This window comes from Pseudoduganella chitinolytica (assembly GCF_029028125.1).
In the GTDB taxonomy this organism is placed as follows: Bacteria; Pseudomonadota; Gammaproteobacteria; order Burkholderiales; family Burkholderiaceae_D; genus Rugamonas; species Rugamonas chitinolytica.
In genome coordinates this window covers 5,250,025-5,265,617 of record NZ_CP119083.1, presented here as the reverse complement: position 1 = coordinate 5,265,617, position 15,593 = coordinate 5,250,025, and the positions used below count along the sequence as shown (strand labels likewise).

Genomic DNA, 15,593 nt, shown 5'->3' with positions numbered 1-15,593 from the left:
AACCGTGCGGGGGCCGGCGGCGCCTTTTCCAGGGCACCACCCCTTGCAAGGCGGGGCAATGGCGGTTCAGGCCATCGGTGCAGGCCACCTGCCGCGCGCCTGGTCGCGCTCCAAGGTGCCGAACAGAAATGGCCAATCCGATGACAAATTCGCTGCAGAAGCGATAACCTTTTCCGAAATCCGACGGCGCGCCCGTCGGTAACATGCGCCCTGCGGTTCCACATCAACCAGAGGGAATGTCATATGAAACAGCTCACCATTGCCGCGCTCGCGGCCTTTGCACTGTCCGCCTGCGCCAGCCGTCCGGAAAGCATCCCGGCCTCGTTCGTCTCGCATGAGAAGTACAGCGGCAACGACTGCACGCAATTGTCCACCTATCTGTCGGACGCCCGTTCGCAGTTGCAGAAGGTATCGGCCATGCAGGATTCGAAAGCCAATATGGATGCGGCAACCGTATTCTTCGTGCTGGTCCCGGCCAGTAAGCTGAGCGGCGATCATGCGGCGGACGTGGCGAAGCTGAAGGGCGAAGTCGAGGCAATCGAAACGGCGCAGGTCAAGCGCGGGTGCAAGGTTGCGCGCCTGGCCTGACGTAAAGTACGAAAGCCTGCCAACGACAAGCAGGCACGCCACGCCGCGCGTGGCCGGGACAACAGGCGGTCAACGGGGCGCGCGTGCCTTGTCCTGCGCGATCAGCCGGGCCAGTGGCGAGTCCGGCCCCACCGTTTCCACGTAAACGATCCGCTCGACCGGAATGCTCAGCGTGGTCGGGCCGTGCCAGTCGTTTTTCTGCCGGCTGACGACGCGGTTGCCGGGCTGGCCGTTCGGCAGCGTGTAGGCCTGCACGTAATACACCTCCGCCAGTTCCAGGTAGCCGGGCTCCTGCCTGCGCAGGACGCCGTAGAACATCTGGCCGTTCTGCAGTTGCACCGCATAGGTGGCGCCCGGCGCTCCGGGCTGGAACGGCACCCGCGCCTGCTGCCACCACGCGGCGGCGGCCAGTGCCAGCAAGGCCACCACCGCCAGGGCTCCCAGCAACAGCGTCAGCGCTGGCAGTCGCGACCGTTGTGGCACCGCCGTGCGTGTGCTTTCCCCGCCGGCGGCCTCGAATGCCAGATCGGGCCGGGCGCTCATGATGGCTCCCGGCTGCTGCGCCGACGCAAGAGCACGACGGTAAGGCCAGCCAGCAGCAGCATCCACGTACCCGGCTCGGGGATGGGCGCGACCCCAACCGCGTACTCGAAGCCGAAGCCGCCGGGCTCGGTCAGCGTGAAGCCGGCCGAGACCAGCAGGTCCTGGTTGCCCGCGCCCAGCATGCCCAGCACGAGGGCCCGGTCATTGAAGAAGGACTGGGCCTCGGCAACGGTCGTGAAGGTCTGCGAGAACACTTCGGTCCCGTGGCTGCGCACGATCAATTCAAGTTCCGTGAACCCGGCGGCCTCCGACACCGAGCCCAGCAGCCCCAGGGTCAGGTGGCCCGCGACACCCGTCGCGAACACGAAGTTAGCTGTCGTGATGTACGAGTAGGGCGTACCCCAGACGCCGTCGGCACCAAAGCTGCTGGCCATCGTGCCGATGCCCATCACCTGGCTGTCGGCCAGCGCGGCAGCCACCGCCGGCGCGTCGGCCAGCACGTCGCCAAGCGTGCCGGCAGTGGGTGCGGCCAGGGCATACGAGAGTGCCTGGTAGCCCGACGCCGGCCCCATCATGCCGTAGCTGTTGCCGCCCACGTTCGTCGACGTTGCCGTGCGCACCGTGCCGCCGGCAGGCGCGCCCGCCTGGGTCTGCACCGTCACCCCGCCCACGCCGGTCGAATTGCTGAGCGAATTCGCCGCGCCATATTCGCCCATCGAGGTGGCGTAGGCGTAGTTGCTGGCCGCGCCCTGCGCCATGGACCGGGCGGTGGCATCGGCCTGCAGACCAGTGGCTTCGGCGGTCGCCAGGCTGCTGCCGAAGGCAGTTGTGGAGCGTGCCTCGACCAGCGACGATGCTCTGCCCAGCACGTTTCCAGTACCACCGTAGGCCTCTCCCTTCGCCACGGCGGCACCGGCCGAAGTGGCGCGGCTGACTACGTCCGCACGGCCGCCGTCTGCCAGCCCGAGGTAGCCCGCGCCGCCGCGTGCCGAGACGGCACTGTCCGCGCCCACCGTGGACTCGACAGCACCACGGGCACGCGCGTCGCCCCCCATGCCGTGGCCGCCGGCGGCACTGTCGCCACCGGCACCGCCGACCGCGATGACGCTGCCACCTGCGCCGGTCGATGTCGACAGCAGCGCCAGCACCGCTTCCGCAGCGCCGCCGGCGCCAGCGGAAGCCGAACCCGAGCCTTGTCCACCGGAGCCGCCATAGGCGCCGACGGTGGTCGCCACGAACCAGACGGCCGTGCTGTCGGACAGCGTCAGGTGGGAAGTGGCCAGCCCGCCGGTGGCGCCGAAGCCGTCCTCGCTGCCGCCGCCGATGCCGCCAAAGGCGTTCTGCTCCAGTCTCAGCACGCCGCCGCTGCTGCCGCGGACCGCATCGGTCAGCACTGCCGCCCCGCCGAGCCCGCCCGCGGCCCCCTGCTGCCCGAAGCCGCCCGCTCCCCCGGTCGCCTGGGCGCTGACAGAAACGGACTCGCCGCCGCCGATACCCCGGGCGATTGCGGTGGCATCGCCGCCGGCCCCGGCCTGATAGCCGCTGCCGCTGGCATTGCCGCCGCCGCCGCCAGCGGCGATGGCGTGACTGGTAATGGAACCGATCGAGCCGCCGCCGGTACTGATGGCCGTGCTGCTGGCCTGGCCCTGTCCGCCCGGGCACCGTTGCCGGACAGATGGCTGCCGCCATTACCGCCAAACCCCTGCGCCGACCCACTCATGGAGCGCTGCGCGGAACCATGGACCGTGGCTGTACCCAATGCTCCGGCGGTGGCCGTGCCGACGCCCGCCGGGCCACCGCCGCCGCCGGCGTTGCCACCGTTGCCACCGGTGGCCGTCGCGTCCAGAGATACCCCGTCCGCGCCGCTGTTGACGAGCGTCAGCGTGACATCGGCCACGCCGGCAGCGCCGCCCGTGCCGTCCTCGCTGTCGCCACCGCGGCCGCCGCGTCCGTTCAGGCTGATCGACATGGCGCCGCTGGTGCCGCCGCTGGCGTTGTTGAGCAAGGTCAGGCCCCGGCCTGCGCCGCCATCCGCACCACTGCGGCCGGCGCCGCCATCGCCGCCGATCACCGAGGCGGCGAGTACCAGATTGCCGTCGCCCGTGGCAGTGACGGTCGTGTTCGCCGCACCGCCAGCGCCGCCACGGTTGCCGCGGCCCGAACCCTCGGCCCCGTTGCCGCCGCGGGCGCTGCCCAGCAGCTCCATCGCGCCGGGATAGCGGAAGGTACCCGTGGCCCTGGATGTGGCCGCGCCACCGTCGGCGCCATTGCCGCTGCTGCGGCCGATGCCGCCGTGGCCCCCTTGAGCGCCGACCGAGCCATACATGCTGTACATGCCCGAGATCGTCAGCGTGGCGTCGGCGTTGCCGCCGGCACCGGCCCGGCCCCGGTCGTTATTCTGGAAGAACTGGCCGCCGCCCTGGCCGCCATAGGCAACGCTGGTTCCCCTGACCTCGGCCTCGGATGCGGACAGCGTCAGCACGGTGGTGGCATTGCCGCCCGCGCCCGCCTGGCTGTCGAGCGTGTCGCCGCCATGGCCCCCGTTGGCCACGACCGTGCTGTCCAGCCGGGTCATGACGGTGCTGGCCGTGTGCTCGGCCCGGGCGCCGCCGCCATTGCCGCCAGTGCCCGTGAAAATGGTTTCGCCACCGGTGCCGCCGCGGGCATTGAGCGCGACCTGTATCTCATTGGCCGTGCTGGGGTTGGCGAGGGTGAGCCGCGACAGCGCCTCTCCGCCCGCGCCGCCGTTGCCCGTGTAGGCGGAGCCACCGAGGCCGCCAATGGCGTTCTGGCCAAGATAGAGCTTGCCGCTGGTGCTGCCGCTGACGGCATCGATCATGCTGGACGCCGCGCCCGCGCCACCCGCACCCGCGCTGATGCGCAGGACTTCGCCGCCCTCGCCACCGCGCTGGGTGGCCGTGACGGACAGCAGGCTGTCGCTGGAGCCGGTCGAGCTGCCGGTCGCCCTGGCGGTGGCCTGCCCGCCAGCGCCGCCGCCGCCCGCGTCACCCCGCCCGCCGCGGCCGCCCACCGCTTCGGCCTCGATGTTGACGAGCGCACCGGCGCTGGCGCCGCTCGCAATAGCCTGCGCCGTGCCGCCCTGCGCGCCGGCGACGCTACGGCCGCCGATGCCGCCAATCGCCAGCCCGACGACGGTCAATGTGCCGCTGCCGGCCGTACCGTCGACCGATGATTCGGCGCCGCCGCCGCCGGCTGCCGTGCCGCTGAGGCTATAGCCGCCGTCGCCACCGATCGCCCTGCTGGCCAGGTCCAGCCGCGCTACTGCCGTGTCCGCCACTGTCAAGCTGCTGCGCGCCAGTCCGGCGCTGCCGGCGACGCCGCTGTCGCTGGAACCGCCGCCTCCACCATAGGTAATCTGCTCCAGCGACAGCCTGCCGGTGGTGGTGCCGCTGACGGCGTTCACCAGTTCGGAGGCGGCCCCGGCGCCGCCATGCCCATCGGTATAGGCAGTCCCGCCCAAGCCGCCGGTCTGGGTGACGCGAACGTACAGATCCCCGCCGGTGGCGCTGCCCGTGGCGGTCGCGACTCCCTGTCCACCGGCGCCTGCCGTCGTGCCTGCTTCTCCGGCGTTGGTGCCGTTCCCACCGGTCGCGGATGCCTGAAGTACGGAAGCCTCGGTGCCGGTCGCATTGCCTTCGATATGGCTGGTTGCGCTCGCGCCGGCGATACCACTGGCGCCCTGGCTGTAACCCCCATGCCCGCCCTGGGCCACCACGCTGCCCGTAACCGACGCGCCGTGCAGCGTCGCGGAAGCCACCGCATTACCGCCTTGGCCCCCTGTCGCACTGCCGATGGCGCCGTTGCCGCCCGTTGCGCTGGCAACGCCCGTCACCCTGCCTGTGCCACGGATCACCGAACTGGCCTGTGCACTGCCGCCATTCGCCCCTGTCACGCCGCTGCCGCCCTCCCCGCCATGGGCAGCCGCGCTGCCCCACAGCGGCGCGCCGGCGACAGTCGAGCTGAGCTGCAGGTCGCTGCTTGCCGTGCCGCCTTGGCCACCCATCGTCCTGCCGGAACCGGCGTTGCCGCCCCAGGCGCTCAGTTGTACGTTCAGCTCCGAGGCGGTATTGTCGGTCAAGGTGAGATTGCTGCTGGCGGCGCCGCCGTCGGCACCGCCGCCGTCGGGACTGGAGCCGCCGTTGCCGCCAGTGGCGTGCTGGGCCAGCGTCAATGCCCCTGACGTGCTGCCGCTGACCTGGTTTGTCATTTCGCTCGCCGCGGCGGCAGAGTGAAGGCCGCCCCACGCCGCGTTGCCACTACCGCCGGTTTGTGCCGCCCGGACGCTGACGGCGCCCAACACCGAGTACCCGCTGGCGACCGCCCGGGCGATCCCTGCCAACCCGGCCGCTCCCGTGGTGGCTTCGATCCCCATCGCGCGACCGCCATCGCCGCCGATGGCGACGGCTTCCGACACCACATCGGCATCGCCCTGGCCGCTGGCATAGGCCAGCGCGTCGGCCGCACCGCCGCTCCCACCCGCGCCGCCCGCGCCGTCCACCCCGCCCGTCCCCGCGGCGCCAGGGAGGCCGGCGTAGCCGCCCGCGCCACCAATGGCCCTGGCAACCGCCGTGGCCACTCCGGAGGCGGGCCGCGCAACGGCGGTCGCTCTCGCGGCGCCGCCGTCCCCGCCGGCACCGGCGGCGCCACCGTTCTGCCCAGAGTCGCCCGCGGCACCGTCTCCCCCGGGGCCGCCGGCACCACCACGGGCGTCGGCCGAGTTCAGGGGACTGTTGTCGGGGCCGGAAACCGCCCTGGCGGACCCGCCTGGGCCGCCCGCCGTGCCTGCCGCGCCGGGGACCGCCCCAGGCGTGCCGGGCGTACCGGGCGCGCCGACCGTGTCCACACCGTAAGCCTCGCTGATGGCAAGGGACAACAACAATGGCGCCAGCCGCAGCGCGCGGGTTTTGACGGGACGCAGGCGGGAAAACGAGTGCATGGCGAACCCCTTCTGTTTGAGCTATACCGTGACATGCCGCATGTGGTGGGGCCACCACAACGCCAGGCAGCCATACCGGCGCCGGCGCCGGGCAGATTGCGCCGAACTTGCAAACATGCTATCCACTAAGAGCGGCCCGGACGTTGGCAGCCCGGGCTCACTGATCGGAATTATCGGATCGATATGACTGAAAATCCTTTGGCGGACCTGAATCCGGGCTTAATAAAGCCTGATCGCCGACCCATGCAGATCGGCTCGTTCGAGCTGTGGCCGGCCGCGCGCTGCCTGCGTCAGCACGGCAAGCCTATTGCCATCACAGGCCGGGCGTTCGACGTCCTGGCCGTGCTGGCCGCACGCCATCCCGACATGGCGCGCAAGAGCGAATTGATGACTGCGGTATGGCCGGGCCTGGTGGTGGAGGAAAACAACCTGCAGGTGCAGATTTCGCTCTTGCGCAAGATACTGGGACGGGAAGCGATCGCGACTGTCCCGGGCTTCGGCTACTGCCTGAACCTTGCCGTGACGACCTGCGGCGACGCCACGGGCGCGTGCCGTACCGCCGCCGGCGGCGGCCTGCATGGGCGGGCCGCGGATCTTGCCGAGCTCAGCGAACTGGTCCGGGAGCACCCGCTCGTCACCCTGTCGGGCGGGTCCGGCATCGGCAAGAGTGCGCTGGCACGCCATCTGCCGGAACCGCCTTCGGCCACGCTGGCGCGGGTCGATCTTGCCGACTGCACCGATACGACCGGACTGCTGCGTGCGCTGGCGGGCGCGCTCGATGCGCGCGGTACCGGACAGCCGGATCGCGCTGCCCTGCTGCGTCACCTGGGCCGCCGCCCCGGCCTGCTCGTCCTCGACAATGCGGACCGGGTGGCGCGCCTGCTGGTGCCCGTCGTGGAGGAGTTGCTGGCCCACGGCGCCGTACACGTGCTTGTCACGACGCAAGTGCGCCTGCACCTGCGGCAGGAACAGGTGTACCGGCTGACACCGCTTGCCGTGCCGCCGCCAGGCACTTCCCTGGCCGAAGCACTGCAATATGGCGCACTCGACCTGCTCGCCGCGCGCGCGCGGGGCCACGACCACCGCTTCGCGTTGACGGTGCCGGTGCTGGCCGACGCCATCGAGCTGTGCCGCCAGCTGGACGGGCTGCCGCTGGCGCTCGAGCTGGCAGCCGCCCGCATCCCGGCGCTGGGCATGGCCGGCCTGCTGCAGCGCATGGACGAGCGCCTGACCGTGCTGGCGACCGGCCACGAAGGCGTGCCGGCACGCCAGCGCAGCCTGTACGACGCCATCGCCTGGAGCTATGCCCTGCTGGCGCCGGATGAGCAGGCACTGTGGTGCGAAACGGCGCGGCTGCAGACGCCCTTCTCGCTGGAGGACCTGATTGCCGTGGGCGGTGCGCGCGACATCGGCCGCACGCTCGACTTGCTGGGCACGCTGGTGGAGCGCGGGCTGCTCAGGTTCGATACCGGTCCGGTACCGTGCTATACGCTGGAGGCGTCGCACCGGCAGTTTGCGCGGGGGATACTGAAGACTGTCGTGGGAGCGTAGCGGACGCCAAAAACAAAACAGCGGCCATGATTTCTCATGGCCGCTGTTTGCGAGTGCTGGTGCCGGCTGCCGGTTTCGAACTGGCCACCTGATGATTACAAATCAACTGCTCTACCAAATGAGCTAAGCCGGCGTAACTGGTCGGGATGCCCGCTTGCTGCCGCGGTCCCTTGCGGTCGCGATTATACGCTATTTGATACGCGTCAGGGTAGGCCGGCCGCCCTTTTTGGGGCCGTCGCCGCCGTCTTCCGGGCCGTTGCTGTCGTCCGCCGGACGCGGGGCCGGGGCCAGCGTCGGGGCTGGCGTGGCGCTTGGGGGCGGTACCGACGCCAGGGTGGGGGCGGATGGCTGTTCCGGTGCGCCCACGGGCGACGGTGCCGGCGCGGCGGCGCCCAGCAGCGGCTCGAACGCCATGCCCTGGCCGTTTTCGTTGGCGTAGATCGCCATCACGTTGTTGACCGGAATAAAGATCTCGCGCGAGACGCCACCGAAGCGGGCGTGGAAGCGGATGCTGTCGTTGTCCATCTTCAGGCCCGACGTGGCGCCGTAGCTGATGTTGAGGACGATTTCGCCCTTCTTGACGTATTCCATCGGCACGGTCGTGGCCGAATCGACTTTGACGGCCAGGTAAGGCGTGTAGCCGCTGTCGGTGCACCATTCGTAGATGGCGCGCAGCATGTAGGGCTTGGTGGAGATTTCGGACATAAAGAAGATGCGGTAACGATGCAGGAGCGGACGGGGCCGCGGTGCGGCCCCGGTACTTCGAAGATTACGCGAAAGCGCCGATCAACGGCGCATCACTTTCTCGGACGGGGTCAGTGCTTCGATATAGGCCGGGCGCGAGAAAATGCGCTCGGCGTACTTCATCAGCGGCGCGGCCGTCTTCGACAGTTCGATGCCGTAGTGGTCCAGGCGCCACAGCAGCGGGGCCACCGCGACGTCCAGCATCGAGAACTCGTCGCCCAGCATGTACTTGTTCTTCAGGAACAGCGGTGCCAGCGTGGTCAGGCGGTCGCGGATTTCCGCGCGGGCCTTGTCGTGGCTCTTGTCGTTCGTCTTGTTGCGCTCGCTTTCCAGCGTGTGCACGTGCACGAACAGCTCTTTCTCGAAGTTGAACAGCATCAGGCGGGCGCGGGCGCGCATCAGCGGATCGGCCGGCATCAGCTGCGGGTGCGGGAAGCGCTCGTCGATGTACTCGTTGATGATGTTCGATTCGTACAGGATCAGTTCACGTTCGACGAGGATGGGCACCTGGCCGTACGGGTTCATCGTCGAGATGTCTTCCGGCTTGTTGAACAGGTCGACGTCGCGCACTTCGAAATCCATGCCTTTTTCGAACAGAACCAGACGGCAGCGCTGGGAAAATGGGCAGGTGGTGCCCGAGTAGAGAACCATCATTTTGGTAGTTCCTTAGAAACAAAGGGGGCGAGACCGCGAACGGTTCACCCCAGTTGGGCCACCCGCTTGCGGCGGGCAGCGCAAAAATCCGTGCCGGCGGATCTTGCGAGCCGCCGGCACAACGCTAATTATTTGACTTCTTTCCAGTACGAGGCGTTCAATCGCCAGGCCAGGAATGCGAAGCCGGCCATGAACAGCAGCACCCAGACGCCCAGACGCTTGCGCGTCTGCTGGGCCGGTTCCGCCATCCACTCCATGTAGCCGACCAGGTCCGCCACCGCGGTGTCGAACTCCAGCTTGCTCATGGTGCCAGGTGTAATCTGCTCGAAGCCGGCAAACTTGTGGATCTTCTTGCCGGGATCGTGCGGATCTTGCTCTTCCACTATCTTTGCGCCCTGTATCCCTTGCAATTGCCACAGCACGTGTGGCATGGCCACGTTCGGCATCACGAGGTTGTTGAACCCGGTCGGCCGCGTGTCGTCCTTGTAGAAGGTCCGCAGGTACGTATACAGATAGTCGCCGCCAGAACCGGCCGGGCTCGCTTTTGCGCGCGCGATCACGGACAGGTCGGGCGGAATCACGCCAAACCAGGCCTTGGCATCCTTGGCCGGCATGGCGGTGGTCATCATTTCGCCCACTTTCTCGCCCGTAAACAGCAGATTGTTCTTGATCTGCTCTTCCGACAGGCCGAGGTCGCGCAGGCGGTTATAACGCATCGAAGACGCATTATGACAGTTCAGACAGTAATTGACGAACAACTTGGCGCCATTTTGCAAGGCAGCCATGTCATGCGAACGGTCCGGCGCCCGGTCCAGCGGGTGCCCGCCCTCGCTCGCGAAGGCCAGCGCGGGCAGCAGCGCCAGCAGTGCAAGAATTTTCTTATGGAAATTCATTCTTCGTATCCTTTGCGGTTCGATCGGATCAATGGGGGTGGAACGTGACGCGATCCGGCACTTTCTTGAACGTGCCCATCTCACTCCACCACGGCATCAGCAGGAAGAACGCAAAGTAATACAGCGTGCAGACCTGCGACACGATCGTGCCGATCACGCTGGGCGCCTGCGTGCCCAGGTAGCCCAGCGCCAGGAACGCGATCGCCAGCAGCAGGTACAGGTACTTGTGCCACTGCGGACGGTAACGGATCGATTTCACCGGCGAATGGTCCAGCCAAGGCAGGAATGCCAGGATGACAACGGAACCGCCGAAGAACACCACCCCCCAGAATTTCGCGTCCAGCACCTGCGGCAGCATGCCGACGATGGCCAGCAGCGCGATCGCGGCAATGGCGACCTTGACCGGGAACGACAGGCGCGACTTCAGCCACAGGAACGCGACGTACGCGGCAACCGCCCCCATCAGCACCCACATGAAGTCGGCGGTGGTGGCGCGCAGCACGGAGTAGAACGGCGTGAAATACCACGTGGGCGCGATGTGCAGCGGCGTCTTGAGCGAGTCGCCCGGCAGGAAGTTGTTGTATTCCAGGAAATATCCACCCATTTCCGGCGCGAAGAACACGACGGCCGAGAAGATCAGCAGGAAGATCGACACGCCGAACAGGTCGTGTACCGTGTAGTACGGGTGCGACGGGATCGAGTCGACCGGGTGGCCGTCCGGGCCCAGGTTTTCCTTGACCTCGATGCCGTCCGGGTTGGACGAGCCCACTTCATGCAGCGCAATGAGATGCGCGGCGACCAAGCCCAGCAGTACGAGCGGGATGGCGATGACGTGGAAGGCGAAGAAGCGGTTCAGCGTCGCGTCGGAGACGACGTAGTCGCCGCGGATCCACAGCGACAGGTCCGGGCCGATCAACGGGATGGCGCCGAACAGGTTGACGATGACCTGCGCGCCCCAGTACGACATCTGGCCCCATGGCAGCAGGTAGCCGAAGAACGCCTCGGCCATCAGGCACAGGAAGATCGCAAAGCCAAACAGCCAGATCAGCTCGCGCGGCTTGCGGTAGGAACCGTACAGCAGCGCCCGCGTCATGTGCAGGTAGACGACGATGAAGAACGCGGAAGCGCCGGTCGAGTGCATGTAGCGCACCAGCCAGCCCCACGGCACTTCGCGCATGATGTACTCGACCGAGCCGAAGGCCAGGTTGGCGTCCGGCTTGTAGTGCATCGTCAGGAAGATGCCGGTGACGATCTGCAGCACCAGCACGAACATGGCCAGCGAGCCGAAGATGTACCAGTAGTTGAAGTTTTTGGGGCATAGTAACGGCCCCACTGGTCGTTCCACAGCTTCGTCAGCGGGAAGCGATCGTCGACCCAGCCCAGCGCTTTCTGCGCCGCCGGTGCGTCGGCCGGGAATTTCGTCTCCTTGAATGCCCCCATGTTATGCCTCGCCTTTCTCGTCTTTGCCGATCAGGATCTTGGTGTCGCTCAGGTACATGTGGCGCGGCACGACCAGGTTGTCGGGCGCCGGCTTGTTCTTGTAGACGCGGCCCGCGATGTCGAACGTGGAGCCGTGGCATGGGCACAGGAAGCCGCCGGCCCAGTCGTCCGGCAGCGAGGGCTGCGGGCCGGGCGCGAACTTGGTCGACGGCGAGCAGCCCAGGTGGGTGCAGATGCCGACGGCGACGAGGATTTCGGGTTTACGGGAGCGGTGCTTGTTGATGCAGTAGTCGGGGGTGAATTCGTCCGGATTGCGCTCCGAACCCGGATCGGCCACTTCATTGTCCAGCTTGGGCAGCGACGCCAGCATTTCCGGCGTGCGCTTCAGGATCCACACGGGCTTGCCGCGCCATTCGACCGTGCGCATTTCTCCGGGCTGCAAGGTGGAGATGTCAACTTCGACCGGAGCCCCGGCCGCCTTCGCCCGCTCCGAGGGCTGGAAAGTGCTGACCAATGTACCTGCTGTGCCCAGACCCACGACGCCGCCTGCCGCACATGTTGCGACCAACAAGCCTCGCCGGCTGGGATCGACCTGCTTCTCGATGCTCATACAAACCCCAATCTTATAAAAATTCGAATCTTTGATAAGCGACAACAGACCATCTTGCAACATAAAATTATAAGTGAACAGCATCACTTATTAAAGCGAAAGGTTGCATCGTACGAAAGTTCTCGCCATGGTGCAGTGCACCGCAGAAAGCCTTATACAGCAAGGGAAACATGCCCCGCACTAGCCCAGAGTGACTAGGCAATTCCCTGTCTGCCCCACTGCCGCGCCCGTGTCCCACTCCGGTGACTGACCCCGCGGTGGGACACGGGCTGGACAGTAAAGCGCGAATGGCGCTGTTTTGGCGCAAGATTGAAAAAACAGTATGATCTGCCCGTACCACTACAGGAGAAACCCATGGGCATGATGCAGGAATTTAAGTCGTTTGCGATGCGCGGCAACGTCATCGACCTCGCCGTCGGGGTGATCATTGGCGCGGCTTTCAGCAAGATCGTCGATTCGCTGGTGCAGGACATCATCATGCCACCCATCGGCAAGCTGATCGGCGGGCTCGATTTCGCCAACTACTACGTACCGCTGAACAACCAGGACCCGAACCTGAGCCTGGTGGAAGCCAAGAAGCTGGGCGCGGTGCTGGCATACGGGAACTTCCTGACCATCCTGCTCAATTTCCTGATCCTGGCCTTCGTCATCTTCCAGATGGTACGCCTGGTGCACAAGGCGCGCATGAAGCTGGAGGAGCCGACCAAGCCGGCCGACCCGGCACCGCCGTCGGAAGATATCGTGCTGCTGCGCGAAATTCGCGACTCCCTGCGAAAATAGAGCCTCCGACCTTTTTCGATTTCAGCCATGCGACGACTCTGGTTATTGTTTGCGCAAGCGGTGACCATCGTCCTGGCACTGTATTTCGTCTACTACGCCGTACAACCCGGCTGGCACGCCCGTCCCGGCACCGTGCAGCAACTGGGCACGCCATCGCAGCCGGCGGTGGCCACCGTGGCCGCCCCCGCGCCCACGTCCGGCTCCTTCCGCACCGCGGCCGGCCGGGCCATGCCGGCGGTCGTCAACATCCTCACGTCCAAGGCATTGCCGCGCAAGCATCCCTTGCTGCGTGACCCGTACTTCAAGCGCTTCTTCGGCGACCGCGAGGGCGGCGAGGAGGAAGAGGACGACCAGAACAGCCTCGGCTCGGGCGTCATCGTCAGCCCGGACGGCTATATCCTGACCAACTACCATGTGATCGAAGGCGCGGACGAGATCGAGGTCGTGCTGGCCGACGGGCGCCAGTCGGCCGCGAAGCTGGTGGGCACCGATCCGGAAACGGACCTCGCCGTCATCAAGATCGGCCTGGACCGCCTGCCCGCCATCGTGCTCGGCCATGCCGACCAGGCCAAGGTGGGCGACGTGGTGCTGGCCATCGGCAACCCGTTCGGCGTGGGCCAGACGGTCACGATGGGGATCATCTCCGCATTGGGCCGCAACAACCTGCACATCAACCACTTCGAGAACTTCATCCAGACGGATGCGGCGATCAACTTCGGCAATTCCGGCGGCGCGCTGATCGACACCAACGGCAACCTGCTGGGCATCAATTCGGCGATCTACTCGCAGACCGGCGGCTCCGTCGGCATCGGTTTCGCCATCCCCGTCACGACGGCCAAGACGGTGATGGAGTCGATCATCAAGAGCGGCCACGTGGTGCGCGGCTGGATCGGCGTGGAGTCGCAGGAGATCACGCCGGAACTGGCGCAAAGCTTCGGCCTGCAGCGCGACCGGGGCGCCATCATTGCCGGCGTCGTGCGCAACGGTCCCGCCGACAAGGGCGGCATGAAGCCGGGCGACATCCTCGTTTCCGTCGAGGGCAAGCCGGTGCGCGACACCACCGAAATGCTGAACCTGATCGCCCAGCTGGAGCCGGGCGGAACGGCCAGGATGCGCGTGCTGCGCAAGAACCGCGAGGCCGAGCTGGCCATCACCGTGGGCAAACGCCCCGTCCCGAAAAAATAAACGAAATCCTATGCATCTGCGCGACCTGAACGGCTACCTGCAAGAGCTGGCCGAGAACAACAACCGTCCCTGGTTCATCATGAACAAGCCCCGCTACGACATCCTGCGCGAGGAGTTCCTCGCCCTGGTGACGGCGGTGATCGGCGAACTGGGCAAATTCGACCCCGCCGTCAAGTTCTGCGATCCCAAGAAGGCGATGTTCCGCATCAACCGCGACGTCCGGTTCGCGCACGACAAGCGGCCGTACAAGACGACGTTCTCGGCCGCCGTGGCGCCGAACGACATGCGCCGCCCCAGCATGGCGGGCGGCCCCACCTACTACTTCCAGCTCAACGGCGCAGGCCAGCTGCAGTTCGGCGCGGGCGAATACATGCCGCCCCCGCACCGCCTGCGCGCGCTGCGCCGCCACATGGTCGAGGATGCGGCGGGCTTTCGCAAGGCACTGAACAACAAGGCGCTGAAGGCCCGCTACGGCACCATCCAGGACGAAGGCAAGCTGCAGCGTCCGCCCAAGGGCTTCGATGCGGACCACGAGCACATCGAGTTCATCAAGCTGAAGAGCTTTTTCGTGTGGACCGACGTCGACCTGGACCTGAACGATCCGGACGCACTGCTGCCGCTGATCGCCGCCGGCTTCAAGGATGCGTATCCGCTGGTGCAGTGGATGCGGTCCGCCAAAGTGGAAGAGGAAGAAGCGGCATGAAGCACCGGAACACCGGCCTCATGCGAGATACGCCTCGATAAACTCCGTACACACCCTTACCTTCGCCGAAGCCGACAAGCGCGACGGATACACGGCATACACGTCGGCCGGCTGCGCATAGTCCGGCAGCACGCGCACCAGGTCGCCGCGCGCCAGCGCCGGCCCCACGTCCCACAGCGAGCGCAGGATGATGCCGTGGCCATCCAGGGCCCACTGGTGCACCACCTCCCCATTGCTGGCCGACAGCGGCCCGCCCACCTTGACGCTTTCCGCGCCGCGCGGTCCGTCCAGCACCCAGCGGCCGAAATCGCCGTGGCGCTCGCGGATCACGATGCAGCGATGCGTCGCCAGCTCGGCCAGCGCGTGCGGCGTGCCGTGGCGCGCGAGGTAGGCCGGAGCCGCGCACAAGACACGTGCATTGGCGGCGATGCGGCGCGAGATCAGGTGCGGCTCGTCCGCCTGGCCGACGCGGATATCGAGGTGGAACTCTTCCGCGACCAGGTCGACGGCGCGGTCCAGCAGCTCCAGCTGGATCTCCAGCGCCGGATAGCGCAACGCCAGCGCGGACAGCGCCGGCGACACGCGATTGCGCCCGAACCCGGAGCTGGTGCAGATGCGCAGCAGGCCGGCCGGCTCCTGCTTCTCCGCCGACACCGCATCGCCCAGCTGCTGCACGTCTTCCAGGATGCGCAATGTCCAGGCATGGACCACCTGCCCCTGTTCCGTCACCGCGACGGTACGCGTGGTGCGATGCAGCAGGCGCACGCCCAGCGTTGTCTCCAAGATCCCAATGCGCTTGCTGACGTAGGCGTTCGACACGCCCAGCGCCCGGGCCGTCGCCGTGAAACTGCGGTGGCGTACGACAGCACAGAACAGCTCCAGGTCTTCCAGCAACGGCGCATTCTTCACGGATTGTGCAAAGTAGAGTAACGAATCGTTCGATTA

Annotated in this window: 13 protein-coding genes, 1 tRNA gene and 1 pseudogene; 5 read left to right on the top strand and 10 right to left on the bottom strand. The window is 67.0% G+C overall.

What is annotated here, in order from left to right:
• Nucleotides 1-243: 243 nt before the first annotated feature.
• Entirely contained in the window at nucleotides 244-588 is a 345-nt protein-coding gene (locus PX653_RS23465; RefSeq protein WP_277415094.1) for a hypothetical protein, read from the top strand.
• 69 nt (nucleotides 589-657) lie between these two features.
• On the opposite strand, the gene PX653_RS23460 is transcribed toward PX653_RS23465, so the two are convergent.
• Genes PX653_RS23460 through PX653_RS23450 form a run of 3 tightly spaced genes read right to left on the bottom strand, consistent with a single transcriptional unit; the run spans nucleotide 658 to nucleotide 6,088 of the window.
• A complete protein-coding gene (locus PX653_RS23460; RefSeq protein ID WP_277415093.1) occupies nucleotides 658-1,131 on the bottom strand; it encodes a hypothetical protein in 474 nt (157 codons plus the stop codon).
• On the bottom strand, nucleotides 1,128-2,525 hold the full coding sequence (locus PX653_RS23455) for a PEP-CTERM sorting domain-containing protein (protein WP_277415092.1): 1,398 nt from the start codon (nucleotides 2,523-2,525) through the stop codon (nucleotides 1,128-1,130). Before PX653_RS23455 ends, PX653_RS23460 begins: the two co-directional genes overlap by 4 nt.
• Nucleotides 2,519-6,088, bottom strand: a complete 3,570-nt coding sequence (locus tag PX653_RS23450) for a beta strand repeat-containing protein (RefSeq protein WP_277415091.1) — start codon at nucleotides 6,086-6,088, stop codon at nucleotides 2,519-2,521. The genes PX653_RS23455 and PX653_RS23450 overlap by 7 nt, the downstream gene beginning before the upstream one ends.
• Before the next feature lie 243 nt (nucleotides 6,089-6,331).
• Here PX653_RS23450 and PX653_RS23445 point away from each other — a divergent pair, with 243 nt between their 5' ends.
• Nucleotides 6,332-7,639, top strand: coding sequence for an ATP-binding protein (locus PX653_RS23445; RefSeq protein ID WP_277415090.1), 1,308 nt, complete (start codon nucleotides 6,332-6,334; stop codon nucleotides 7,637-7,639).
• Between the two features lie 57 nt (nucleotides 7,640-7,696).
• Here the strand turns inward: PX653_RS23445 and PX653_RS23440 are convergent.
• The 6 genes and pseudogenes from PX653_RS23440 to petA all read right to left on the bottom strand — a co-directional run bounded on the left by PX653_RS23440 (nucleotide 7,697) and on the right by petA (nucleotide 11,980).
• A tRNA-Thr gene (locus tag PX653_RS23440) sits at nucleotides 7,697-7,772 on the bottom strand.
• Nucleotides 7,773-7,828: 56 nt separating this feature from the next.
• On the bottom strand, nucleotides 7,829-8,344 hold the full coding sequence (locus tag PX653_RS23435; protein ID WP_277415089.1) for a ClpXP protease specificity-enhancing factor: 516 nt from the start codon (nucleotides 8,342-8,344) through the stop codon (nucleotides 7,829-7,831).
• Between the two features lie 81 nt (nucleotides 8,345-8,425).
• Nucleotides 8,426-9,037, bottom strand: a complete 612-nt coding sequence (locus PX653_RS23430; protein ID WP_090436157.1) for a glutathione S-transferase N-terminal domain-containing protein — start codon at nucleotides 9,035-9,037, stop codon at nucleotides 8,426-8,428.
• Nucleotides 9,038-9,165: 128 nt separating this feature from the next.
• Nucleotides 9,166-9,930 carry a cytochrome c1 gene (locus PX653_RS23425; RefSeq protein WP_277415088.1) on the bottom strand — a complete coding sequence of 255 codons (765 nt, stop codon included), beginning with the start codon at nucleotides 9,928-9,930 and terminating at the stop codon, nucleotides 9,166-9,168.
• A gap of 28 nt (nucleotides 9,931-9,958) precedes the next feature.
• Nucleotides 9,959-11,370: pseudogene (locus PX653_RS23420) on the bottom strand (cytochrome b).
• 1 nt (nucleotide 11,371) lies between these two features.
• The gene (gene petA / locus PX653_RS23415) at nucleotides 11,372-11,980 is read right to left on the bottom strand and encodes a ubiquinol-cytochrome c reductase iron-sulfur subunit (protein ID WP_277415087.1); all 609 of its coding nucleotides are present in this window, start codon (nucleotides 11,978-11,980) and stop codon (nucleotides 11,372-11,374) included.
• Nucleotides 11,981-12,334: 354 nt separating this feature from the next.
• Between petA and mscL the strand changes: the two genes are divergently transcribed.
• Genes mscL through PX653_RS23400 form a run of 3 tightly spaced genes read left to right on the top strand, consistent with a single transcriptional unit; the run spans nucleotide 12,335 to nucleotide 14,648 of the window.
• A complete protein-coding gene (gene mscL / locus PX653_RS23410) occupies nucleotides 12,335-12,760 on the top strand; it encodes a large conductance mechanosensitive channel protein MscL (protein WP_277415086.1) in 426 nt (141 codons plus the stop codon).
• 27 nt (nucleotides 12,761-12,787) lie between these two features.
• Complete coding sequence (locus PX653_RS23405) at nucleotides 12,788-13,945, top strand: Do family serine endopeptidase (RefSeq protein ID WP_277415085.1); 1,158 nt, start codon at nucleotides 12,788-12,790, stop codon at nucleotides 13,943-13,945.
• A gap of 10 nt (nucleotides 13,946-13,955) precedes the next feature.
• A complete protein-coding gene (locus tag PX653_RS23400; protein WP_277415084.1) occupies nucleotides 13,956-14,648 on the top strand; it encodes a DUF2461 domain-containing protein in 693 nt (230 codons plus the stop codon).
• Between the two features lie 18 nt (nucleotides 14,649-14,666).
• Here PX653_RS23400 and PX653_RS23395 read toward each other — a convergent pair whose 3' ends face one another.
• Entirely contained in the window at nucleotides 14,667-15,557 is an 891-nt protein-coding gene (locus PX653_RS23395) for a LysR substrate-binding domain-containing protein (RefSeq protein WP_277415083.1), read from the bottom strand.
• Between the last annotated feature and the right edge of the window lie 36 nt (nucleotides 15,558-15,593).